This window comes from Arcanobacterium pinnipediorum (assembly GCF_023973165.1).
Lineage (GTDB): Bacteria > Actinomycetota > Actinomycetes > Actinomycetales > Actinomycetaceae > Arcanobacterium > Arcanobacterium pinnipediorum.
This window is the reverse complement of the sequence record NZ_CP099547.1, coordinates 575784-599285: the sequence shown is the minus strand read 5'-3', so window position 1 is coordinate 599285 and position 23502 is coordinate 575784. Positions and strand designations below refer to the sequence as shown.

General features: G+C 57.2%; 29 protein-coding genes. 4 read left to right on the top strand and 25 right to left on the bottom strand.

What is annotated here, in order from left to right; all coding sequences use genetic code 11:
* Positions 1-52 precede the first annotated feature (52 nt).
* Together NG665_RS02565 and NG665_RS02560 are read right to left on the bottom strand one after the other, a co-directional pair.
* On the bottom strand, positions 53-652 hold the full coding sequence (locus tag NG665_RS02565) for a hypothetical protein (RefSeq protein ID WP_493335903.1): 600 nt from the start codon (positions 650-652) through the stop codon (positions 53-55).
* A 95-nt stretch (positions 653-747) separates the two neighbouring features.
* Positions 748-3426: a phage tail protein gene (locus NG665_RS02560; RefSeq protein WP_252673743.1), complete on the bottom strand. Its 2679-nt coding sequence runs from the start codon at positions 3424-3426 to the stop codon at positions 748-750.
* 57 nt (positions 3427-3483) lie between these two features.
* Here NG665_RS02560 and NG665_RS02555 point away from each other — a divergent pair, with 57 nt between their 5' ends.
* On the top strand, positions 3484-3870 hold the full coding sequence (locus tag NG665_RS02555) for a hypothetical protein (protein WP_252673742.1): 387 nt from the start codon (positions 3484-3486) through the stop codon (positions 3868-3870).
* A gap of 190 nt (positions 3871-4060) precedes the next feature.
* Here the strand turns inward: NG665_RS02555 and NG665_RS02550 are convergent, their stop codons facing one another.
* From NG665_RS02550 to NG665_RS02510, 9 genes are read right to left on the bottom strand one after another with little or no spacing between them, the layout of a single operon-like run.
* Positions 4061-4477, bottom strand: a complete 417-nt coding sequence (locus NG665_RS02550; protein WP_252673741.1) for a hypothetical protein — start codon at positions 4475-4477, stop codon at positions 4061-4063.
* Between the two features lie 12 nt (positions 4478-4489).
* A complete protein-coding gene (locus NG665_RS02545) occupies positions 4490-5083 on the bottom strand; it encodes a major tail protein (protein ID WP_252673740.1) in 594 nt (197 codons plus the stop codon).
* 11 nt (positions 5084-5094) lie between these two features.
* On the bottom strand, positions 5095-5439 hold the full coding sequence (locus NG665_RS02540) for a hypothetical protein (protein ID WP_252673739.1): 345 nt from the start codon (positions 5437-5439) through the stop codon (positions 5095-5097).
* Positions 5436-5873: an HK97-gp10 family putative phage morphogenesis protein gene (locus tag NG665_RS02535; protein WP_252673738.1), complete on the bottom strand. Its 438-nt coding sequence runs from the start codon at positions 5871-5873 to the stop codon at positions 5436-5438. The genes NG665_RS02540 and NG665_RS02535 overlap by 4 nt, the downstream gene beginning before the upstream one ends.
* 2 nt (positions 5874-5875) lie before the next feature.
* Positions 5876-6205 carry a phage head completion protein gene (locus NG665_RS02530; protein ID WP_252673737.1) on the bottom strand — a complete coding sequence of 110 codons (330 nt, stop codon included), beginning with the start codon at positions 6203-6205 and terminating at the stop codon, positions 5876-5878.
* A gap of 2 nt (positions 6206-6207) precedes the next feature.
* A complete protein-coding gene (locus tag NG665_RS02525) occupies positions 6208-6525 on the bottom strand; it encodes a head-tail connector protein (RefSeq protein ID WP_252673736.1) in 318 nt (105 codons plus the stop codon).
* A gap of 23 nt (positions 6526-6548) precedes the next feature.
* Positions 6549-7778 carry a phage major capsid protein gene (locus NG665_RS02520; protein WP_252673735.1) on the bottom strand — a complete coding sequence of 410 codons (1230 nt, stop codon included), beginning with the start codon at positions 7776-7778 and terminating at the stop codon, positions 6549-6551.
* A gap of 14 nt (positions 7779-7792) precedes the next feature.
* Positions 7793-8668, bottom strand: a complete 876-nt coding sequence (locus tag NG665_RS02515; RefSeq protein ID WP_252673734.1) for a head maturation protease, ClpP-related — start codon at positions 8666-8668, stop codon at positions 7793-7795.
* Positions 8665-9969: a phage portal protein gene (locus NG665_RS02510; RefSeq protein WP_252673733.1), complete on the bottom strand. Its 1305-nt coding sequence runs from the start codon at positions 9967-9969 to the stop codon at positions 8665-8667. The genes NG665_RS02515 and NG665_RS02510 overlap by 4 nt, the downstream gene beginning before the upstream one ends.
* A gap of 76 nt (positions 9970-10045) precedes the next feature.
* Between NG665_RS02510 and NG665_RS02505 the strand changes: the two genes are divergently transcribed.
* Entirely contained in the window at positions 10046-10339 is a 294-nt protein-coding gene (locus NG665_RS02505; RefSeq protein ID WP_353888241.1) for a TfoX/Sxy family protein, read from the top strand.
* Between the two features lie 2 nt (positions 10340-10341).
* On the opposite strand, the gene NG665_RS02500 is transcribed toward NG665_RS02505, so the two are convergent.
* The 7 genes from NG665_RS02500 to NG665_RS02470 form a co-directional block, all read right to left on the bottom strand.
* Positions 10342-11946, bottom strand: a complete 1605-nt coding sequence (locus NG665_RS02500) for a terminase large subunit (protein ID WP_252673732.1) — start codon at positions 11944-11946, stop codon at positions 10342-10344.
* Between the two features lie 103 nt (positions 11947-12049).
* A complete protein-coding gene (locus NG665_RS02495; RefSeq protein ID WP_252673731.1) occupies positions 12050-12244 on the bottom strand; it encodes a hypothetical protein in 195 nt (64 codons plus the stop codon).
* Complete coding sequence (locus tag NG665_RS02490; RefSeq protein ID WP_252673730.1) at positions 12244-12582, bottom strand: hypothetical protein; 339 nt, start codon at positions 12580-12582, stop codon at positions 12244-12246. Before NG665_RS02490 ends, NG665_RS02495 begins: the two co-directional genes overlap by 1 nt.
* Before the next feature lie 226 nt (positions 12583-12808).
* On the bottom strand, positions 12809-13096 hold the full coding sequence (locus NG665_RS02485) for an Nmad4 family putative nucleotide modification protein (protein ID WP_252673729.1): 288 nt from the start codon (positions 13094-13096) through the stop codon (positions 12809-12811).
* A gap of 106 nt (positions 13097-13202) precedes the next feature.
* Positions 13203-14450 (bottom strand): DNA methyltransferase, encoded by a 1248-nt coding sequence (locus NG665_RS02480; protein WP_252673728.1) that lies wholly within the window; start codon positions 14448-14450, stop codon positions 13203-13205.
* On the bottom strand, positions 14425-15609 hold the full coding sequence (gene metK / locus NG665_RS02475; RefSeq protein WP_252673727.1) for a methionine adenosyltransferase: 1185 nt from the start codon (positions 15607-15609) through the stop codon (positions 14425-14427). The genes NG665_RS02480 and metK overlap by 26 nt, the downstream gene beginning before the upstream one ends.
* Before the next feature lie 81 nt (positions 15610-15690).
* Positions 15691-16263 carry a P27 family phage terminase small subunit gene (locus NG665_RS02470; RefSeq protein WP_252673726.1) on the bottom strand — a complete coding sequence of 191 codons (573 nt, stop codon included), beginning with the start codon at positions 16261-16263 and terminating at the stop codon, positions 15691-15693.
* Positions 16264-16298: 35 nt separating this feature from the next.
* On the opposite strand from NG665_RS02470, the gene NG665_RS02465 reads away from it, so the two are divergent.
* Together NG665_RS02465 and NG665_RS02460 are read left to right on the top strand one after the other, a co-directional pair.
* On the top strand, positions 16299-16880 hold the full coding sequence (locus NG665_RS02465) for a ClbS/DfsB family four-helix bundle protein (protein ID WP_252673725.1): 582 nt from the start codon (positions 16299-16301) through the stop codon (positions 16878-16880).
* Positions 16881-17048: 168 nt separating this feature from the next.
* Positions 17049-17300, top strand: coding sequence for a 50S ribosomal protein L7/L12 (locus tag NG665_RS02460; protein WP_252673724.1), 252 nt, complete (start codon positions 17049-17051; stop codon positions 17298-17300).
* Here the strand turns inward: NG665_RS02460 and NG665_RS02455 are convergent.
* From NG665_RS02455 to NG665_RS02425, 7 genes are all read right to left on the bottom strand, one after another.
* Complete coding sequence (locus NG665_RS02455; RefSeq protein WP_252673723.1) at positions 17297-17674, bottom strand: HNH endonuclease; 378 nt, start codon at positions 17672-17674, stop codon at positions 17297-17299. The genes NG665_RS02460 and NG665_RS02455 overlap by 4 nt on opposite strands.
* Before the next feature lie 139 nt (positions 17675-17813).
* Entirely contained in the window at positions 17814-18272 is a 459-nt protein-coding gene (locus NG665_RS02450) for a hypothetical protein (protein ID WP_252673722.1), read from the bottom strand.
* Entirely contained in the window at positions 18263-19639 is a 1377-nt protein-coding gene (locus tag NG665_RS02445; RefSeq protein ID WP_252673721.1) for a DEAD/DEAH box helicase, read from the bottom strand. Before NG665_RS02445 ends, NG665_RS02450 begins: the two co-directional genes overlap by 10 nt.
* A complete protein-coding gene (locus NG665_RS02440; protein ID WP_252673720.1) occupies positions 19620-19898 on the bottom strand; it encodes a VRR-NUC domain-containing protein in 279 nt (92 codons plus the stop codon). The genes NG665_RS02445 and NG665_RS02440 overlap by 20 nt, the downstream gene beginning before the upstream one ends.
* 137 nt (positions 19899-20035) lie before the next feature.
* On the bottom strand, positions 20036-22297 hold the full coding sequence (locus tag NG665_RS02435; protein WP_252673719.1) for a phage/plasmid primase, P4 family: 2262 nt from the start codon (positions 22295-22297) through the stop codon (positions 20036-20038).
* Positions 22294-22731, bottom strand: a complete 438-nt coding sequence (locus NG665_RS02430) for a DUF7768 domain-containing protein (RefSeq protein WP_252673718.1) — start codon at positions 22729-22731, stop codon at positions 22294-22296. The genes NG665_RS02435 and NG665_RS02430 overlap by 4 nt, the downstream gene beginning before the upstream one ends.
* Positions 22728-23495, bottom strand: coding sequence for a phage antirepressor (locus NG665_RS02425; protein WP_252673717.1), 768 nt, complete (start codon positions 23493-23495; stop codon positions 22728-22730). Before NG665_RS02425 ends, NG665_RS02430 begins: the two co-directional genes overlap by 4 nt.
* Positions 23496-23502: the final 7 nt, after the last annotated feature.

The window sequence follows — 23502 nt, the reverse complement described above, 5'->3', positions numbered from 1 at the left end:
ACGACCACCCAGGCTAAGGGGTGGCCGTCAAAGAGAGGTAGTGAGCGGTGGTTTAGGGGTTGCGCCAATTCGGCACAATCACGATCTTCGAAATACCAGCGCCGAGCGTAATCCGATTGGGTCCAGGCCGAAGGACTGGGAAGGCTTCGGTGAGCGCATCAGTCTGCACCTTCCCGCCAACATGTGCGACGAGACGTTCACTGTCGAGCGTGACCTGCCCGGCCGGTGAGTTCACGTGATAAATGCTTGTGTTGATCGTCAAGGACAAGGCTCCAGTCCCGCTGATAGTGATGAGGGGATCAGCATCCAACAAGCCGGGGTTCGTGATGGTCCCAGAGCTGGTCAGCGTCACCGGTACAAGCCCACTCGCCAGGTAGGCGAAGGGTTGGCAGGTCAAACGCGCGGTGAACAACCCCCACCCCGACAACTCCCGCCGCAGCTCACTGACTTCGCAGTGCTTGACCTTCCGATACACACCCGACTCACCAGTAAAAGAGATGGTCTGGGCATGGGTGAGTTGGTGGGCAGCTATCCGATACCTGTCCAGCCCGCCGCGAATGGGAACGGCGAGGTCAAGGTCAATCTCGCTATCCTCCCACCCCGTAAACCGCGTGAGCATCCCGGCGCGACCTGCCACCTCAATATCATCCACCGCCCGCACCGACGCAGGGATAGCGACGGGTGCTGTGAGCCGCAGGCCAAGCGAAGCAGAAGTGGTCTGGTTGCCCAGGGTGAAGCCGAACATGATTAGTAGCCTCCTGCCATCACGGTCTGCCTGCGGTCTAGGCGAGCCAACTGTTTGTCGATTTCTGGCGCGAGTTTGCCCACCAGCGTCCCATCCGACAACGTCACCGAAATATCCAAAGAGCCCAGAATCCGCTTTGCGGTCGCATCCACAATCCCCGCCACATCCACACGCTCACTATCAGTCCCGCCACGCGTGTCGCGGCTGAACGTTAGCGGTTGTGGGGTGAGATCAACGGCCGGTACTTGCAGGTCCGCGACAGCGTCGATCGGTACATGAAGTCCGTCTTCAAGGTCGGCGAACGCGTCCATCGTGTCCTTAGCTAAACCAGAGGCAGCGGTGACAGCCTTATTCCCGTCAGTCTTGATGGAACCTGCCAGGCCTTCGACAAGCATCCGACCTGCCCACGCCATCTTCCGAGACGGGCTGTGAATGCCAAAGAAGCCGGTGATCGAGTCCCAAATCCCTGATGCCCAGTTCGAGACCGAATCCCACAGCCACCCAGCCAGGGATTGGATGCCGTTCCACAGGCCGTAGACGAGGTTTTTGCCCGCTTCAGCCATTGCAGAAACACCCTGCCCGACAGCCGACACAATCCCAGAAATGATCTGTGGGATTGCTGCGACGATCGTGGAGATGATCTGCGGCAGCGCCCGCACCAACGCGGTCAAGAGTTGGATGCCTGCTTGGACGAGTTGCGGGATCGCCCCACCAATCGCCGACACAATGCTGGCAATAATTTGCGGCAGCGCTGCCACAATCGTCGTAATAATCTGTGGCAGCGCACCAATCAGAGCAGTAAACAACCTGATACCAGCGTCGATAAGTTGAGGTATCGCACCGACAACTCCATTCACGATTGCGGTGATAACCTGCGGCAAGGCAGCGACGATCGCGGTAATAATTGTTGGTAAAGCCCCAATCAAAGCAGTCAAGAGATGAATGCCTGCTTGGATGATTTGTGGGATCGCACCGACAAGGAAGGTGATGATGCCGGTGATGATCTGTGGCAGTGCCTCAATAATCACGGGGATGGCTGCGATCAAGCCTTCTGCTAGTCCGGTGATGAGCTGCAACGCCGCATCAAGAAGCAATGGGAGGTTATCGACCAGGATCTGCACCAAAGCGACAAGCATCTCCACAGCCGCAGGAACAAGCTCCGGTAGTGCTTCGCCAATTCCGGAGACCAAGGTAGCGATGATTTGAATCGCCGCCTCCAACAAGGACGGTAGGGCTTCGATGATTGCCTCGACCAGCGCGATAATCAATGTCACCGCCGTCTCCGCCACCTGCGGGAGGACTTCGATGATGCCATCGAGCAGGGCGGTCAGGATTGACATGCCGGTCTCGACAACCATGGGCAACTGCTCAGCAATAAACGCCAATGCTTCCTGTAACACGGTGCCGAGGGTGTCGATGAGGGCGGGTGTTCCACCTTCTTCAAAAGCAGCGGTGAGTTCATCAATCCAGCCGTTAACCATCGGCAACACCGAACCCGCCAACGCCTCCGACAATCCGCTTGCGAGGAGGCCCTTGAGGTTCTCGACCCCGTCCTGCATCGTCGCGAGCTGCCCAGAAAACGTCTGTGACTGGGCGTCCATGGCCCCGTAGAAACGTCCGCCCTCAGCAGTCGCAGAAGCGAAGGCGTCCGCGACCATGTCAGCCGATATGGCGCCCTTGGCCATATCCTCCTTGAGTTCACCGATGGACTTGCCCGTTTTGCGGCTGATTTCCTCTAAGGGGTTGAATCCGGCGTTGATCATCTGCAGCAAGTCCTGACCCGTCAACTTGCCCGTGCTACTCATCTGGGCGAAGGCAAGCGTCAGCGATTCCATCTTTACCGCATCACCCTGGCTAATGTCGCCGATCTCGTGCAGGTGTTTCTTCGCATCCTCCAGACTCATGCCGAAGCTAAGGAGGGTTTGCATGTTCGAGGCAAGACCCTCCATACCAAACGGAGTCTTAGCCGCCTCCACCTTCAAATCATTAACCAGCTGCTGAGCTTTGGCCTGATCACCCAGCATGGTCGTAAATGAGGTGGTGTATTGCTCCATGCGGGCGTTATATTCCACGCCCTCCTTCAAGGCGCCAACCATGCCGCGCCCAATACTGGCGATCGCATGCCCAATACCTTTAACGCCTGCGATGATGGCTTCTGAGGCGAGATTGGCTTTCAGGACATCACCGAAAATGCGGGTCTTAGAGCTGGTGGTGTCCATCTCGTCACCGAGATCATCCACCGCGCCCTCAAGACGCCCTGCGTCCTTCGCCGCCCCCTTAGCATCATCACCGGCACCGTCAGCCTCATCCCCGAAATCCGATAAGGCATCATTGTTGGCTTTGAGCTCACCCTCTAGGTCGTTGAGTGTAGCCTGGGCATTGTTGAGTTGGATCTGCCAATTCTTCGTCCGGCTATCGTTCTCACCAAACGATGAGGCAGAGTTTTCGAGCGCGGCACGCAGGGTCTCAATCTTCGACTTTTGAGCCTCGATCTCTTTACCGAGCACCTGGTTACGGGCGGTGAGAGCTTCGGCGGACTTGTCGTTCTTATCAAACGAAGACGCCACGAGCTTCATCTCCGAGCCAAGCACCCGCATCTCACGGTTAATATCCGTGATCGCTCGCTTAAACTCACGCTCACCCTCAAGCCCAATCTTCAAACCAAACGAGCTGTCAGCCATCAGATTGCCTTTCAGTTTTGGGTAGCTATGTCGCTAGACACGAGGGACAGTGAAGAAATGAGTAACTACGACGTCTTCGAAAAAGCGGTTAAGAACAAGTTCAGTAAGATCGAAAATGCGCCCAAACCGCGTCAGGATGACCATTTCTTAACGGAGAAAGATCTGACTGCCGAAGAACGCCAATATCTTCGCTATGCTCATTTGAAGCCAATGAAGGTAGAGGCAGCACCGTTGGCATTCTCGATGGTTGCTGCAGTGTTTGCTGCATACAAACTTGACACGCGTTCGTTGGATGTCTGGATTGTGGTTCTGCTCGGCGTTCTGGTCCTTATTGCCTGTGCACCCGCCGCATATCAAGCCGTGTTCTTGCCGTTTCGCGAGAAGGTGTCGGACGCGACGAGCAGAATTATTCATTATCGAATGACGGGAGAGTTCGACTGCTAGATCCCAGCTGGGATGACGTCCTCGATAAACCATTGACGCAACGGCTGGGCTCGGCCGGTCTCTAACCGCCAGCAGTCGACGAGGTCGAGGAGTTCTCCGAACACGGTTAAGCCCACCTCCACCCGTGACAGGTGGAGGTGGGCCATGCCGATGTAGGTCAGCCGTGTGAACACAGCTTGGTCGTTTTCGACTATGCGTCCACCGCTGGTGCTTTTGGGGCTGGCTCGGTCAGGATGTCTCGGCGTGTGCCTCGCTGGAGGGCGTCGGCGATCGCACCGCGATAATCCGCCAAATCGGCAGGGACGGTAAGGAGCTCTACCTCGTCCTCGCTCAGCTCTGGGCGCTTCTTATCCGGGTGGCGATAGTTGTGAATCAATACTGACTGGTTAGCCAGCAAGGTGATCAGCCAAATTACTTGCGCCAACGTTTTACCCAAATCGTCCGAGGTTTCGAGCGCGTCACCCAAATGTTCGAGCCCGCCGTAACGCTCGGCGATCAGACGCGTGGCTTTCGTCGTGAGCACGAGCTCGTAATCCTCCCCACCGATCGAGACGATCGCAGAGCGCTCTGGTTCAACACCAGAATCAGTGTTCTTCTTGGTTGTCATGGCTTACGCTCCTTAGTCTTCGGTTGAAGCGGCAGGTTCGTAAACCTGTGCATACCAATTAGTGATCGTCTCCGGTTTCACACCGGGGCCACCTTCGGTGACTTCGGCCTTCCACGGATGCCGCCCCTTACTATCGGGCTTGTTACGGCGCAAAATCGTGCCCTCAATGCTTGGGGTGGAGAACGTGATGGAGTCGGCTTTGGTGGCCAATGTTTCGGTGGGCAGGGCGAACTTGACCCGGTAAAGCCAAAAATACTGATACTTCCCATTGGAGCGTGCGGCGCGGAAACCGATCGCCACCGGAGCACCGCCATCCTCGGAGGCAGAGATGAGCACGCCGTTCGCATCCACGCTCGCGCCTGTGAGTGCGGCAGCAGCTTCACCACCCAGATCATCAATCCCCAAAGTCAGGGTGCCGGATTTAAACTCCTTGACAATCTCGGACGGGCCGTCATCGGCATACAGGATTGCTTCAGCGACCTCGACGGAGAGTTCTGCGCTGATGGCTTTAGCCAGCGGTTTGGGTTTTGCGTAGGTTTCCTCACCCGTATCGGGGTTTTCGGTTATGCGCGCGTAGTAGAGCTTGTCGAGACCAATCGTTGCCATGGTTGTGTTCCTTATCTGTAGGTGTGGTGGGTTGCGACGTCTATCGCGTAATGGTGGAATCCGGTGTCGTTTTCGAAGCCGACATAGGTGCGGCCGGTGATCGTCAGTCCTGCGTCGAGCAGGGCGCGTGTGATGCGGTTGCGCAGGTCGAGGTAATTCCCGCGCGTGAACAAAGCGAGGCGAACTTCTTCGACCTCAAGACCGGGTTGATTATCGGCAAACACCTCGAACGTGTCTGCCAGTGGGGTTGCTACCAGATACGTCTGCGGTGCTGGCGTGGTCGCGCACAGGCCAACTTCGAACGGTAGCCCGAGCTTGTCGGCGATGTTGGTGAGGCGTTCCAATAATGCGGTCATGGCCCCACCTGTTCAATCTTCGCAGTGAACACTGTTTTCATGGCTTCAATCGCTCCCTTGCGGGTTTGTGACCGGGTGGGTGCGAGGAACGGACGGGCGGATTGATTGGATCGGCCGTGTTCGAGCACGTTAGCGATCAACGCGTTCGACCTCCCGTCTCGGCGGTTCTCAGCAAACCCGACCTTGATGTTGTGATCTCCTTGAGAGTTCGCCTTCACCGAGGTCGTTCCCAATGCACTAAGTAACTGCCCTGTTGAGCGGGAGGTATGCTTGGTGGCCCGTCCGATCGCGCCGGTGAGATTGGCTCGCATGCGCGACTCAACGACTGCTGCTCCCGCTTGGAGTACTTCATCTGCAGAAGCCTCGAGCACCCGGCTGGCAGCATCGAGGGAATCAATGAACGCGTTCGGTAAGCGAATCTGCATTTTAGCCATAGCTATCTCCCTTCAGGCGTAGTTTGGTGAGCAAGGATCTCTACATACCTGCCGATCACCTCGACCGCGTCAATCACGTACCTGCCATCTGGGCCGCTGATCTCCATATCCGTGGTCACGGATAGTCCGGGAATGGTGCGGATACGGACGAGAACGTCGGCTGTCGTGTAGGCGACGCGGTTCACCCACGCGCTCGATGCATGCCGAACCTCGATCTGTGCCCGAACTGTCGCTTGGATGTCGTCCCGCTTGGTCGTGAACCCTGCTGTGTCCCGCATAGTCGTTGGGGTGATGAGATCAATCTTGGTGGTCATGGATCCAAGGGAAGCCATGTTTACACCTTCCACTCCCTGTCTAGGCGTAGCAGGTTGTTCACCGCATTCCATACCGCCCGCGCAGCATCCGGTTTATCAGCCCAAAATCCTGCCGTGGAACCATCACGCGACTCATAGAAATGAGAAGCGAGCATGACAATGCCCTGCCGAGTCGCCCCGCTCATCTCGCGCGTTTCGTAGTGGTTTTCGGGCAGGTGCTGGAAGGAACAGGCGTAGGAGGTGGCCGCATTGACTAGGGCACCAATCAGTGTGTCGTCGTCATCGAAGGTGATAAGCAGGTTCGCCTTCACCTGCGCAACCAAATCAACCGTGGTCACGTGCGGTCACCTCCTCTCCATGGTTAGGCTCCAGTCTTCTGAGTCAACAGCTTGACCGCTTCAGGCAAGACGAGCTTTCCGTCCAAGCGCTGGGAAGCCAGGAAGCCCACCTGTCCGGTGGTTGCGAACAGTTCGTTGAGCCGCTTAAAGGAGCGTCCCTGTCGGTCGGCGATCCAGTAATACGACAAGTCACCGAACGCCACCGTCGACGCCCCAGCCTTAATCTCAGGCACGAATGTGGACGTGTGAACTGGGCGGCCGAGAACCAGATCAGGCGTCCCGGCGGTCAGGGCTGGCTGCCATAGGTATTGGCCGTTGCCGTCCTTGAGCTTGCGCACGGTCTTCACGGTGGAGTCGTTCATCAGCCACACCGCGTTCTTGCGGTACGGGGCGCGCAAGCCGTAGTGCAGGTCGATGAGCTCATCAGCCGTAATATCCGTCACCTTGCCCGTCGTTACAGCAGACTGGCCGCCGCCAGTGGCGTTGAAGATACCTGTCGGTTTGCTCTTACCATCACCGACTAGGAAGGCTTCTTCTTCAGCAGCGCCGATACGGCGAGCAAACTCGGCCGCCAGGTATTGCTCGACATTGAACGCAGCATCGTTCAAGAGTTCCTCTGAAATCTTGAGGAAGGTGCCGAGCTTAAACGCGCTCAGCGTCACCTGCGTGAACGCTTCATCCGACTCGGTATAGGGCTTGCCCTCATCAAGCCACCCAGCAGTTCCATGCGTCGAGACGACCGGAATCTTGCGGTCCCCCGAGGTGGTTTGGATAACCTTCGCCAAGCCTCGCATGATGTTCTGATCCTGAAGCGAAGAAATCAGTGTGCGTTCGAACTCGTCGGGCACCAGATAGCCGCCCTCAGTATCGACGCCTTCCGATAGTGCGTTGCGCACCTCCATCGGCGAGACGTTCAGGCGCATCGCATCCCAAAACGCCCGCTTGTAAGCAGCGGTCGCGCGCGGCGCAGACGGCTTTACCTCGTCATTGTCTGGGTTGATTCCCGGCATGGATGTCAGCGGCATATTGGTTGCCTTGGCCAGATCAGCGTCGCGGCGCAGAGCTCGATCCGAGCGTGCGATCTCGTTGGTGAGCTGGTCGATCTCGGCTTCCATCTTCGCGTAAGCCTGATCGTCTTCCGCCGACAAACAGCCAGTAACGCTGTCGCGGCGCTCATCGAGGAAAGCCTTCGCACGCTCCCACACATCGGAGCGCTTAGTACGAAGATCAGAAACAGAAAGTGAAGTAGTCATGAGTATTGGTCCTTTCAATGGGGTTGATTGATCAATTCGGCGTACAAATCACAAACCCGCCGACCAACAGGCACAGCGGGCCCAGCAGTGGGGCGTGGTGGGCGCACCGGCTTCGACGGCGGCGACGAGGCGGTCAAATGCGCGACGAGGCGTTGCTCGCTGGCGCGGCGTGAAAACACCACACCCAGGGCCTCGTTCTTGGGCGGGAACGGCGGGCGCTTCGGCTTGTCGTCGTCTTCGTCGGGTTCATCGGGCGACTCCACCTCATCCTCGTCATCGTCCGGGTCGTCGGACTTCTCAGGCGAGACCGCAAACATGGGGTTGCGTTGGCCTGTGAGAAGTTCGTCGGCGAAGCCCATGTCGATCGCGGCTCGCGCGTCCATCCAGGTTTCGGCGTCCATGAGCTTGGACAGCTTCGCCCGGCTCATTCTGGTTTTGACCTGGTAGGCGTTGAGGATTGATTCTTTGACCGAATCAAGCATGCTCATCGCCTTGGCGAGTTCGTCCTTGTCGCCGACCGCCATCGTCGCGGGGTTGTGAATCATGAGCATCGACACCGGGCTCATGGCCACGCGGCTTGCGGCCATGGCGATCACAGACGCGGCACTAGCGGCGATCCCGTCAATGTTGACGGTGACTGTTCCTGGGTAGTCGATGAGCATGTTGTAGATCTGTGCCGCAGCAACCACGTCCCCTCCGGGACTGTTGAGCCAGATTGTCACCGGCCCGCTACCCGCGTTCAGCTCTGATGCGAAGATACCTGGGGTGATGTCGTCGTCGAACCAGGATTCTTCGGCGATTGTGCCGTGAATGCGCAAAACCCGGACACTACCTGCGTCCGGGCTATCGTTGTGTGGCTCGGGTGTGAGCCAGTTCCAAAAACGTCTCATATCCTCCTCCTTAGGGGAAGCTCGTTACTCGAAGGTTCCTGGGCCAGTTCAGACTCCGGCTCAGATGCGGTTGTCTGCGCGTAGGCCCCTGCGAGACCGAGCGGGAGCATGTTCCCATTCACCAAGTACAGGTCTCCGCCTGCCTCGATGCTGATGCGGTCGAGGTTTTCTAATTCGCGGATATCGTTGGCGCTCATCCACCCGTTCTGTCTCGCCACCGCATACCCATCCATGCGTGACTTGTAGTCACCTCGCAGTAAGCCTTCGAGGTTGAACTTCACATACACGCCCGGCTTCTCACGCTCGCTCAGCAGTGTTTTCGTGATGGCTTGCTCCCAGCGGATCACCCACGGGTCCAACGTGTATTTCACAAACTCCAACGACTGCTGCTCAATGTTGGAAAAAGAACTCTTTTCGAGGTCGCCGATCATGTGCGGTGGGATACGGAAGATACGGGCGATTTCGCCCACCTGAAACTTCCTCGTCTCTAAAAATTGTGCCTGCTCAGGGGACACGGATATGGGCGTGTACTTCATGCCCTCCTCGAGCACCGCGATCTTGTTCCCGTTCTTCGCGCCGCCAAACGTGGACTGCCACGACTCACGAACCCGCGCCGGGTCTTTGATCGTGCCCGGATGCTCCAACACACCACCCGGAGCCGCACCATTCGCAAAAAAGCTCGCCCCGTAGTCTTCGGTCGCTTGAGCAAGGCCGATGGCGTTCTTCGCCATCGCAATCGGGCTATATCCGACCAGCCCATCAAAGCCGAGCCCCGGAATATGGAGCACATCGCAAGCCTGCAGCGTGACGGTTTCGAATCTGCCGGATGGTTCGTCCCACGTGCGCTGATACTCGTAATAAAGGCGACCTTGCTCGTCACGGCCGACGGTCATCCTGTTTGGCATGAGCGGATAGAGTCCAATGACGTCGTCGCGGCCGTTACGGATCACCTGAGCAAACGCATTACCCCACAGCAGCAAATGGGTCATGAGGGTTTCGCGGAACACGAAGGACGTCATCTCCGGATTCGGCTCATCATGAAGAAGCCGATACAAAGGATGATCCAGTGCCTTCACCTTCGACCCATCCGCGTCCTGACGGTAAACATGCAACGGCAACCCCGCAATAGCCTCAGCCAAAATACGCACACACGAATACACCGCAGTCATTTGCATCGCGCTGCGTTCCGTCACCGGACGACCAGAGCTCGTGGCCCCGAAGAAAAAGCTGTAACCAGAGCTGATCGCGTGATCGTCAGCGGTGCGGGTGGTGTCACCACGCAGCCAATTCAGGAAACCCATGTGTGCTTACCTTTCTGAGATAATCAAAGCAATACGAGAATGAGAGGTGTGTGCCATAGCTAGTGACGAGTCGTACTTGGAGTACGTCCTTGATCTGCTTTCCGAAGTCGATCAGGTGTCGAGTCGGAAGATGATGGGCGAATACCTGCTCTACGCCAACGGCATCCTATTCGGCGGAATCTACGACAACCGCTTCATGCTGAAAGTCACGCCCTCAAGCAAAGCCCTGTGTGCAGATAGCACGTTTGAGGCTCCGTATCCCGGCGCGAAGGACATGATTGTCGTCGATACCGATAATCCCGAAAAGATCGCCGCAACCATCACAGCCATGCTGCCCGAGCTACCCGAACCCAAGAAACGAGCAAAGTAACGCTAGAGTACGAGTAGCCCGCGCTCATCATAAACACTGCCCAAAGTGGGTGCGCTGCCGTTTCGAATTGCTCGGTCGAGAGCCATGATCGTGGCGACCACGCCGTCGATCTTCTCGGTCGATTTCTGCTTGTCAGGCTTGATGTTGCCTGCCGGATCTTGGCGGACGTGAATGTTGTCCACCATCCAGCTCAATACCGGGTGCCCGCCATGAGCTAACCGACCTTCAAGCGCGAGCTTCATCAGCTCCTTTGACGGTGGGCTCATGTCTTTGAAGCCCTGCCCGAACGGAACCACCGTGAAACCGAGCCCTTCGAGGTTTTGGGACATTTGGACAGCGCCCCAACGGTCGAACGCAGTCTCACGAATATCGAACCGTGTGCCTAGTTCTTCGATGAAGGCTTCGATCGCGCCGTAGTGAACGACGTTTCCTTCCGTGGTCTGCAAGAAGCCTTGCTGTTGCCACAGGTCGTAGGGCACGTGATCACGGTTGACGCGGAGTGTGAGGTTGTCTTGCGGGATCCAAAACCATGGCGCGATCACATACGGTTCATCCCCGGTTTGGGGTGGGAAGACGAGCACGAACGCGGTGATATCCGTTGTGGAGGCAAGGTCGAGCCCGCCGTAACACACTCGCCCCTCGAGGTCGGATAGATCAACGGGTGCTGAGTTTTGGTTCCAGACGTGCATGGGCATCCACCGCACGCTTTGTTTGACCCACTGGTTTAAACGCAGTTGTCTGAAGGTGTTTTCTTCAGCCGGATTCTGTCTCGCGGACGTGCAGGCTTGGCGGACTTTCTCGATCGGGACAGTGATCCCTAAGCTCGGGTTAGCCTTATGCCACACCTTCTCATCTGTCCAGTCATCTTGCGCGTCGGCACCATAAATCACCGGGTAGAACGTCGGGTCATGCTTCTTGCCAGCGAGAATGTCTTCGGCCTTCTCATGCTGCTCATAACAAATACTGTGCGTGTCGGTGCCTGCAGTTGTGATCAGGAAATACAGTGGCTGGGTTCTTGCGTCGCCCGATCCTTTCGTCATAACGTCGAACAAGGCACGGCCTGGTTGGGTGTGGAGTTCGTCGAAGACGACGCCGGAGATGTTGAACCCGTGCTTCGAATACGCCTCAGCAGAGAGTACCTGGTAGAAGCTGTTGGTGGGCTTGTAAATGATGCGCTTCTGGGAGGCCAGGATCTTCACGCGCTTCGATAGTGCCGGGCTCATGCGGATCATGTCTGCGGCCACCTCGAACACGATGGATGCTTGCTGGCGGTCTGCTGCACACCCGTAGACTTCAGCGCGTTCTTCACCATCCCCACACGTCAAGAGCAGCGCGACAGCTGCGGCGAGCTCGGACTTGCCCATTTTCTTGGGTATCTCGACATAGGCGGTGGTGAATTGCCGGTAGCCGTCTTCTTTGACGGTGCCGAACAGGTCGCGGATGATCTGCTCTTGCCAATCAATGAGCCGGAAGGGTTTACCTGACCAGCGGCCCTTCGTATGCTTCAAAGCTTGAATGAAAGCGACCGCATAGTCGGCTTTGCGCTTGTCATAGCGCGAACCATCAGCCATAAACCGGGTGGGAGTGTAGTCGGTGAGCGTTCTCACGCAGGTCGCCTCCTCTCGATTGCCAGAAGAAAAGCCCCAGAAGCTGAGGCGTGGTCAGAGCACAGCGCGCCTAAACCGTGGAGGTTCAGGCACTGTGTGGGGTTTAGATCAGCTCGTCGAGCAGCCGGTACTCCATCCGGCGCTGGTTGAGCTGGTAAGCAATGATGGATGCGCGGAAGCCGTTTTTCTCTCGCCTGAGCTTCGCTTCCAGGACAGTGATCTCGGCCTTGCGGCGGCGCATGACCTCGATGGTGTCGCCGCCTCGGATGGTTTTCCGGTCGCGTTCAAAGCTGTTCATTACTTGGCCTGCTTGCCGTGTTTGTAAGCAGTTTGGCAGGCGCGTGTGCGACGCCCGCAAAGGTCACTGACTTTGTGTTGCAAGGCCAGGGCTTGCTCGCAAGCATCTGCTTGGGTTGGAGTCAGGTTGCCTCCCGTGGCTTGGATGAGGGCGGTGCGCTGTTCGAGAGCCGTGTTGAAGGCGTCAACTGCGTATTCGGCCGCGTCGCCTGCCTTGAAAGGTGCGCCGGCTGCGATCAGCCTTTCTGCCCAATCCAGGTTGTGGTTACAAAACCGAATCATGTCGGTGAGGAAAAACCAGGCCTCAGAGGCTTCGTCGTGACTGGTAACCGTGTTCATGACCCTGCTCCATTATTGTCTTGTTTAGTCATGTATATATAGCCATAAAGCGACGCTCTTATCCAGTCGTTTTCGGCATATTACCAAGGGAAAATAGCAGTGAATCGCCACTGGCACACGAAGCGCTGTCATGGGCCAAACAAGACCGAAGTTACATGCCCCGCTCGTGCGTGAGCGTCAAACTCAAAGAGCCGCGCCCTAGCCGGTTGTGGCCGGAACGCGCTGGTTAGTTGGTGTGGTCCAGGGCCCAAGCGATGGCGTGTCCGGCATCAGCGAACAGCTCGCTAGCTTCGGCGACGAGATCGAGTTCGCATTCGATGAAGCCTCGCGCCTGAGGCCCCCAGCCGGGAATGGGCTGCTGGGCGAGCTTGTAGACGCGGGCATCATTACCTGTCTTGCCTTTGCCAAGATGCCTATATGCTGAGGCAAGGACGAAGTCCCCGTAAGCGATCACCGCGCCATAACTGTCGGTTGCCATCTGCAGGTGTTCCATCGTGGTCTTCTCGTTGTGCATGACCATCCTCCCTAGCTGTTCTTGTTTACTCATGTAACATACAGCCATAGGTGTGGGCGCTTATCCAGTCATTTTCGCCCTGTATATCAACGAAAAAGAGAGATGATCATCCCTCCCGTTCGACATCCTTCACCAGATCCAAATACGCATACTCTTTACCGCCTCGCAGACACGTGACCCCAGCCGCGTCCCCAGTATGTTCGGCATACCGCCTGAGGATAACGGAGGCATATTTCTCGTCCAGCTCCATGCAGTAGGCAATGCGGTCGGCAGCCTCGCACGCCATCAATGTCGATCCTGAGCCTGCGAAGGTATCGAGCACGATCGCATTCGCCTGCGTCGAATTCTGTATCGGATACGCCAGCAAGTCCAGGGGCTTGGACGTCGGATGGTCACTGTTTTTGCGGGGTTTGGCGAAGTTCCAGATCGTCGTCTGCTTCCGATCCGCATACCAGCGATGCTTACCCGTTTTCACCCAACCAAACAGAACTGGCTCGTGTTGCCACTGGTAGGGAGATCGACCGAGAACAAGGGAGTCTTTCACCCAAATGCAACATCCGGACAGGTAGAAGCCTGCCTCTAGGAAGGCGCGGCGGAAATTTAGCCCTTCAGTGTCAGCGTGGAACACGTAAGCGGATGCGCTTTTCTCACACACCCCAGCCATGTTAGTTAACGCTGCGTGGAGGAAGTCGTAGAACTTATCGCCAGCCATCTTGTCATTCTTAATCGACAAGCCAGAACCAGATTCAAAAGCGACGTTATACGGCGGATCAGTCAACACCAAGTTGGCTTTCTTACCACCCATCAACAGTTCAACATCGGTTTGTGAGGTGGCGTCGCCGCATACCAACCGGTGGCGGCCTACTGTCCACACATCCCCGCGTTGGACAAACGCGGCGGCTTCTAACGCTGCGGTGAGGTCGAACTCGTCGTCTTCGACTTCGCCTTCGTCCAACGAGCCGATGAGTTGGGCGATCTCGGCGTCGTCAAAACCAGTCAGTTCCGCATCGAAATCACTCGCGTCAAGGTCAGCAATAAGGAGCGCGAGTTTGTCGTTGTCCCATTCACCGCTGATCTTGTTCAACGCGATATTAAGGGCTTTCTCCCGCGTCTCGTCATACTCAACAACAATCACGTCAACGTCCGTGTGTCCAAGGTTTTCGAGGACCTTCAGACGTTGATGACCGCCGACGACATGGCCAGTCGTCTGGTTCCAAATGACCGGTTCAACATAGCCGAACTCGGTCAGGGAACGCTTGAGCTTCTCATACTCGGCATCACCGGGCTTCAGGTCCTTGCGGGGGTTGTAGTCAGCGGGTTTCAGCTCACTAATCGGCATTGTTTTCATAAGCATACTTGGTCACCGCCTTCTCTAGCGCGTCAACGTGAGCGAACGAGTTCTCCCAATACAGCCTGGCATGGCCGAAGTGCCCATAGGTTGAGTAGCGCATATAGCCGGGTGCTCGCAGACCAAGAGCATCAATAATCGCACCGGGGCGAAGCGCGAACACCTCGGAAGCAGCCTTAGTGAGGATCTCGTCCGAATACTCACCCGTGCCGAGCGTATCGACGGTGAAAGCCACCGGGTCGGCCTTCCCAATCGCATACGAAATCGCCACTTGGCACTCGCGAGCCAAGCGAGCATCAACAATGGTTTTTGCGATCAGGCGCGCCATGTATGCACCCGACCGGTCAACCTTCGAGGCGTCCTTGCCAGAAAACGCACCGCCGCCATGTGGGGCAAGACCGCCGTAAGTGTCGACCATCAGCTTGCGACCCGTGAGTCCAGTGTCAGCTTTCGGCCCGCCAATCGTGAACGATCCTGATGGGTTGACGAGGATGTCCGTGTCAGCGCTAATCGGCAGATACGGCTTGCAAGCGGGTGCGACGATGAGAGTTTTCACCTCAGCCAAGAGCTCGTCCAAATCCTTCGCCACCTCGTGCTGGATGGACACCACCACGGTTTCGATCGCTACGGGTTGTCCGGCGTCGTCGTAGCGGACACTCACCTGCGCTTTGCCGTCGGACTTGATGCCGGTGATCGTGCCGTCCTTGCGAGCCTTATCGAGGCGGGCACAGATCTCATGTGAGAGCACGAGCGGCAATGGCAAACGCTCTCGCGTCTCATTCGTGGCGTAACCGTAGACAGTGCCTTGATCGCCAGCTCCTTGGAGTGCGAATTCGGTGTCATCACCGAACCGTGCTTCAAGCGACTTCGATACTCCGGCGTTGATGTCTGGGGACTGTCTGCGTGTCCACACGAACACGAGGAACTTCCATGGCACATACCCCGCCTTCACCAGCGCGTAACGCACGGACTGGCGAATACGCGGCCGCTTGACCGTGGTGATCTCGCCGGTGACGATGATCCGATGGCCAGAGGCCATGACTTCTACTGCGACGTGTGCGGCGGGGTCTTCGTAGAGAATGTCGTCAAGGATGGTATCGGCGATCAAGTCGCAGAGCTTATCGGGATGGCCAACACACACAGCCTCAGCAGTCTTCGTAGACATACACACACTCACTTTCTAAAAAATCAGGGCACGAAAAAGTGCCCGCCCATCCGGGGCAGGCACACAAAAATCAAAGGGCGTTTAGGAGCGGGCTTTAAGCAACTGCTCCATCACATCATCACCAGGAGCGCCGCCCGAATAATCACTCGTGCACGTAGCACGCACAATCTCGTAAATCTCATACCAATACACATTCGCCTGCTTACCAAAGCTCTGGGACATAGCAACGAACGGAGACGCGATCGCAGCACCCGTCGTCGGATGCTTACCCAACAGACCGAACTTGGAAATCGCCTGCTCACACTGCACATACCGAGCAAACGCCTGCGCATACGCCTCAATCAGCCGTGGTGCCACAAACTGCGAACAGCCACGGACATCAAGCCACTGCCATGTTTCCCGATACACCAAATCAGCACCGAGCGGCTTACCATCACGCTGCACCTCAGAAAGATAATCCGACGGCTCGGGCATGACCTCACCAGCAAGCACCGCGCCATCACCAATATCGCCGCCCTCGAAATCGAACGGCTCATTGAGTGGGCCTTCAAGGCGGGTAGCTGGGCGGCCTGCTGCGAGCTTCTCATTCAAAGGTTCAGGCTTCGCTCCTGCTCTCACGCGGCGTCCGCCACGGTTAGTGCCATCTTTCGCCACGCCCTAAGCCTCCTCTACTAATTTCGTGCAGTCCTGTGTTTCAATTAGGTATGGCCCGAGCGAAAACGAAAACAGAACTGCTGGAAGCAACCACTTCCCAATGGGACGTGCTGCAGGCGTTAATTGACTCCATGCGACCCGAGATAGAAAGTGTCAGCCTGTTTTTCGGCGCTGACTTCGACCATCATGAAGCCCACTGGGGCAGGGACAAGAATCTGCGCGACGTCCTTGCCCACCTCTACGCGTGGCAAAAAATGCTGTTCGACTTCGTTGAAGCCAATCAAAACGGGACCGCCTGCCCATTCCTGCCCCCGCCGCACACGTGGCGGACCACGCCAGCCCTGAACACGCAAATCTGGGAGCACTACCAAGACACGCCGCTGAGTGAGATTCAAGAGATGCTGACCTCGAGCCATTCACAGATCCTCGAGCTCATCGAAAGCTTCACCGATGAGGAACTGTTCACTAAAAAGTACTTCCCGTGGACAGGAACCACCTCGTTAGGCTCCTACATGGTCTCAGCAGCACCCAGCCACTACGCCTGGGCCATTAAGAAACTGCGCGCCCACCAGAAAGCCAACAAATCACACCCGAAAACCCCAAAACAGAAACCGTAAAACGCGCCAACTCAGCACGACGGGGTCAATACCCTGTTTGATTCGTTCATTTTGCGCACGGTTGGCCCCGCCCGCTGACCTCCGACCAGGTCGTAGAGATCTGACCGCCCCTACCCGTCTGTGAGAAAATGGAAACGACGAAGACGGCTTCTTTAGAGAGGGCGAACGATGGGCAAATGGTTTGATCAGGCTCGGGAAATCGAGCGTTTACGGCGCGAGAATCAGCGACTCTTGATACTCGTTGCGCAATTGAAGGAACGCCTCGGCGATGAGGCAAGCAATGTCGACGTTTTCGGCGTGTCAGCTGAGGAACGTCAGCTTGCCACCTCTGGACGTAAGGTCGAGGCCATCAAGGCGTACCGTGAACGCACCGGAGCAGACCTCGTGACAGCGAAGAACGCCATCGACTCCGTTGGCTAATACGTGTAGACCCGAGGCGCTTGCCTCCACCGGTCATCATCGAGCGCGCTCTGGCGTGAATGGCAGGGCTTGCACAAGCTCCGCAGGTTGTCGAAGTCGTGGGTGCCGCCGTGTTCAAGCGGGAGCACGTGGTGGACTTCCTGCACGGGTGTGTACCGACCGGCCTCGAGGCAGTCTTCGCAGAGCGGGTGCTGGGCGACGTAGGCAGCGCGGATCTTACGCCACCGCGACCCGTAGCGGCGGTTGATCTTCCGATCACGCTGATACTTCCGATACCGCACATCCTCAGCCTTGGCATGGGTCTCGCAGTAGCGTTCGCGGGTCAGTGCTGGGCATCCGGGGTGGGAGCACGGGGAGGCTGGTTTGATTGGCATCGCACTGGCTCCTTTCCCTAGCATGGTGAAGCCCCAAGTTCCCGTGTGGGTTCTTGGGGCTTCTCCTACTTTTCAACCACTTACATGTTCTCACACTGATATGCGGTTTTCTATCGCATGTTTCGGATACCCGCTAACGCTAGAGCTGCCCGTACAAGGCGGTGGCGAACCTGTCGAGGGCACGATTCTTACGCCGATAGACGGTGTCACGTTCGACGTAGAAGTGATCGGCGATCATCGACACCTTCTCGTCCTGTGTCCCCTCGCTGAGGAAGAACCCTTCGAGGATGTACCGGTCGTCTTCAGCGATGACTTCCCACGCGGGCAGAAACCAGTCCATGTACTGACGAGCCTGCAAGTAGCGGGCCTTGTACGCATCGATCCGCTCAATGCTGGCAACGATCCTGTTCTCTGAAGCGTGGAGATCACCTGATGGTGGTGTGCCGTCCATACGTGGGGATGCGGGGCTGGACGCGTCAGCATAAGCGGTTTTGATGGCGTCGTCGGTACTCTCGATAATCTGCTCCATCACCGCATAATCCTGCAGGGCGGCGATCGCGGCTTTCTTTGTGTCGAGGTATTTCGTCATCACATGCATGAGCTTGTCCTTTCAGTGGTTGTGCGGATTTCGTGTGTGACCGCGTCAATCAACGCAGCCTGTGTAGCGTCTTTCGCATCGAGGGCTTTGAGGACGGCTTCATCGAGCGTCCCTTCAGCGACCAGGTGCGTGATCGTGACCGGCTCACTCTGCCCTTGCCGATAGATCCGCGCGTTGGTTTGCTGGTAGAGCTCCAAACTCCAGGTCAGTGAGAACCACACCAGCAGATGCCCGCCCGCCTGCAAGTTCAGCCCGTGACCCGCGCTCGCGGGATGTATCAGCCCAAGCGTGATCTCGCCTCTGTTCCAGGCCTCGATATCCGCGCTCGTTTTGAGCTCCCGTGCTTGCGGGAGCTGGGCGGTGATGCGCTCGCGGTCATGAGCAAACCAATACGCCACCAACAGCGGAGACCCGTTGGCTGCTTCGATGAGGTCTTCGAGAGCGTCAAGCTTCCGCTCATGCACGCCCGCCCACTGACCGTCGCCGGTGTAGATCGCGCCCGACGCTAACTGCAGGAGCTTCCCCGACAAGGCGGCGGCATTCGCGGCGTCAACCGTCTCCCCATCAAGTTGGAGGACGAGATCGGCCTTGAGTTGCTCATACACGCGTCGTTCTTTCGGCTCCAACGTCACGGGCATCGTCGTCACCGTCAGCTCCGGCAGCTGCAGATGGTCGGTGGTTCTCATCGACAACGTCATGTCACCGATCGCTCCGTAGATCTCATCCTCAGCACCCACACGCGGCTTGTAGGTAAACACCTGCATCCCATTACGCTTATCAGGCACGAACCAGCGCTCGCGATAACGGGTAATGAACCTACCCAAACGTTGCCCGCCGTCGAGGAGACGGAATTGCGCCCACACATCCATCAGCCCGTTCGATGCGGGCGTACCGGTCAGCCCGACCCACCGCTTCACATAGGGTCGCATTTTCACCAGCGCCGTGAACCTTTTGGCTCGGTGGTTTTTGAAGCTGGAGAGTTCGTCGATGATGACCATGTCGAACGGCCAGCTATTGCCGAGTTGGCCGATGAGCCATGGGATGTTTTCACGGTTGATGACAGTCACCATCGCAGACGCAGCTAACGCGTCAAGCCGGTCGTGTTTGGTTCCGACAGCGACCGCGACGGTGAGACCGTCAAGGTGATCCCACTTGGCTACTTCTGCGGGCCACGTATCGCGAGCAACACGTAAGGGTGCGATGACGAGGACGCGGCGGACGGTGAAGTAGTCGAGCATGAGCTGCCAGATCGCCGTCAACGTGATGACACTCTTGCCTAAGCCCATTCCGAGGAGGATCGCTGCTTCGGGGTGGTCGATGATGTATTGGGTCGCGGTGGTTTGGTAGTTATGTGGCTGATAGTGCATCAAGCACCTCCCGTATGCCGTCCACCGAATCGACGATGAAGGTCTGGAATCCTTGGTCGCGTAGCTGGTTCATCCGACGCACTTGGATTGGGCGAGGTTGTTTTCCTGATGCTTTCAGCTCAACAAACACGATCCGGCTGTTCATCAGGCATATCCGGTCAGGTACGCCTGTGGTTCCAGGGCAGACAAGCTTCCAGCACAAGCCACCAGAGGCTTCAACGATTTTCTTGAGCTGGTGTTCTATGCTTCGTTCGTTCATAGTCACTCCTTGAGTTCGTATTTTCAGGGGTGATGGCATGTGACGAGTCGTTCCTAACCTTTTATATAGAGAAAAACACCATGTAATTTCACATGCGTAAGGTAGGGAATGGTTCGTCACAGCTCGTCACCATGGGGTTAGTTGTCGAACTCGGATTTGATTGCGAGCCCGTAGACGTACATGCCGTGCTTGTTCTTTTTCCGCACGAATCCGGCCTGTTCGACCGCAGCGTTGAAGTCAACCATGGGGCGCGCCCACCCGGAGGTGTTTTGCGCCCACGCCCGATACGCCTGGTAGAGGTCACCAGCGCGCTCTGACAATCCGTCCTCGACGTCGCATGAGTCTTCAAGGAACTGGGAGAACCAGTCGTTGTCTTCCTTATAGGCCTGTGAGGCTTGAACGACCTGAGGCGGCGGGATGAGCTTGTAGCCCTCGGCATGGATGAGGCGAGCTCCTTGCATAATCCACGCAAGGATCGCCCCGCCAGCGTGTTCGTAGAGGTGGTCGGCATAGTTCTTTACATCCGTAACGCCTTCGATAGTGGCGTTAAACGGGATGACGATGAGCCTGCGCCAGATGCCTGCGTCCATGGCTCCCACACGCGGCAGATGGTTCGTATACAAAACCAGCGTGTGGGAAGGAGTAAAGGCGAAAGGATCCTTGAACTTTTTCTCTGCCGAGATCTGATCGGTTGATGCAAGCTGTTTGACGTTCGAGGTCGATAGGCGCATGCCTTCTTCGGTTTCAGCCGCGATCAAGAGACGTTTACCTCGAGCTTCAGCGAGTTCAGGTTTGACGTTACGGCGAACCCCAACCGTGAGCGCGTCAGCTGAGATCGTACCCGAATACGTACCCAACACGCGGGCAATCGTGTTCCAAAACGTGGATTTGCCGTTACGTCCATCCCCATAGGCGATCACGAGAGCTTCAACGAAGACCTGCCCGATCACCGCCAAGCCGACAATACGCTGCACGTAACCAATCAACTCGACGTCTCCTTGAAAGAACACATCGAGCGCGTCAGCCCAGATCTGTGCGCCGTCATCGCTTGGCCCAACAGCGGTCTGCTTGGTCAGCAGATCTGCCGGGTTGTGCTCGTGGCTGGCACCGTCGCGGAGATCCCACGTCCCGGTTGGGGTGTTGAGCTGGTAGGGGTCGACGTCGAGGTCGCGGATACGTACCTGCAAGATTGGCCCGGCTTCTTTCAACGTGGCCGTAATGTTGCGGGACAAGCGCCTGGAGAGAACGAACTTGTGGTAGTTCTTTGCCTCATCCCAGGTCCGAAACGCGGCCGCCTGCACTGGCGTGAGCTTGGCAAGTCCGCGTGCTTTCGACGAGGCTGAGGCCATCACGATATCTGCGCCGGTTGCTGTCATGGTCTCCCACGTGGATGCGATGAGGCGGTCTGCTTCTTCGAGTTGGCGGGAGGTTAGCTCCTGAACCACGCCTTGTGCGGACAGGTCGTTCTCATCCCACACGCCCCGGTCGTAGACGAGCCACTTGGTGGCTAGTGAGTAGCGGATCTTGTTCGCATATTCGCCAGCTAATGTGTCTGCCTGACCGACATCGGAAAAATCATCCGGACGCAAACCCGCCAATGCTTCATACGCCTCGGGCGGCAGATAGCCCGGGTCGGAGGCGACTTTCGAAGCAAACCTACAGGCACTATTCCAAATCGTCGTCAGCTCACTGTCACTGAGCGGTGGTTCGCACAGGTTGGCTTTCCGGTCGAAGAGGTCGCGGGCTTGGTCGGTCTCGCCGTAGCGGATGAGCACCCTGCCTGCGAAGCGCGAGAGGGTGGCGTTGCGAGAGCCTTCGCCAATGACCAAAGTGCTCTGGTCGAAGGCGGCGAACACGTCCTGCTCATCAGCCATATCCAACCAGCCATCAAGCAACTGGTCGCCCCCATTCACTGTAACCACCGGGTTCGACGTGCCGTAGATAAACCTTCCTGCATCGAGAGCGTTGCGATCGAAGAACCCAAACCTGCTCGCGAGGCGGTGCTTCAACCCCGCATACTCGTCCGCGTCGCGTACTTCTCGGATTGGGAAGTAGACGTGGAAACGCGGCCGCGCCGAGAGCACACCCTTTGATTTCATGTGGTTGCGAGAAGTGGCGGTCATGAACTCCACACCAGACATGAGCTCACCCAAGCGTTCTGGGGTGATCCAGTCGGTTTGGGTTTCGGTGTGGTCGTTGTCGATATCCATCACCACGCAATCCGAGGAGATGAACGCTGCCGATGAGCGGCGCTTATTCACATACGTGGCTGCCACATGATCAAAGGCAGCGGCTGCAGACAGGGATGCCGCGTCGGCGACCAGATGTTGGTTTGGGTAGTGGTTGTTGTTCTGAACGCCGGTAACCGTGGCGGCGAACAAGGTGAAGGGCGTGGTCATGGGGTGACCTCCTTGAAATCAGAATCGAAAAACTTAATCGGCAACTCGAGGTCGCGCGCCCACCCGATCTCCAGACGCATACCAGGGCTGACGTGTCCGACATACGCCCACAGGGCTTCGCACTTGGCGAGCAGCACCCTGTTGAAAAACATCGCTAACTCACGCTGATCAGGATCGTCGTCATCCATGAACTGCGGATAGTGCAGGTGTGGGGCGAACGGGATCTTGCCCGCCGCCACTGCGAAGGCGCAGAATTGGCGGGCGAGCTCAACGTTCGCTTGCGTGTTGCAGGAGTAAGGCGAGCAGATGTAGATGAGTGGACGGTATCCGAATTGTTCACGCTGGAGCTTTTTCAAAGCGTGGTAGCTCGTTAGATCCAGGTACCCTTCGGTGTTCTTCTTTGAAAACCCAATATCGAGAGCCGTCGTGCTCATGCTTGCACCTGACTTTCACGCTCAATCACCGGCAGGATCCCGAGCTGGTTCTTGAGCAGGTCGTAGATAAACAGGCGACCCTTTTGCGTCCAGTACATGTGGGTGCGAGTCTGACCCTCGCCGTATTCGTGGGTCTTGGACTGGGTGTATCCCTGCTCGGCGTACTTGGCGTAGAGGAACCAACGACCAGACTGGTGGAACTGCACGTGAGCATCACGCAGGATCCGGTTGAGCTTCTTCGCGCTCAGCCCGTAGTCCTTCGCAATCGCGGTCGTCGTCAGCAACGAATCGGATTGCAGCACGAGGTCGTAGTAGGAGACTTTCGGTGCCGCTTCAAGTAAGGCTTGCTCTGCGGCGAGGCGCTTGGCTCGCTCGGCACGCAGCGTGGCGATGGCATGCTCAAGGAATTCATCATCGGCGAGGAGTTCGTCGTATGCGTACATGCCGTGGCGGCGAATCGTCGGCAACACCTCATCGAACACCCAGGCTTCGAACTTCTGCGCTGCTGGAAGTTTGGAGGAGATGATGAGGCGGTAGAGGTCACCTTCGGTAATGAAGCGGGCGTTTTGGGTTCGGCCGAGTGCATCTTCGATGGGGTGGTAATTTGCCACCCCACGGCAGTGCAGCTTTACGGCGTTCGTCGGATCCTGGTATCCGAGTGCGGTAGCGACGTCCTTCCCACAAAACAGGATCTGGCCATCGTTAGTGATGGTGCGGATGGTGCCGAACACGTCATTGGTAAATGATTGAATCTGGTTTCCCATGGCGGGG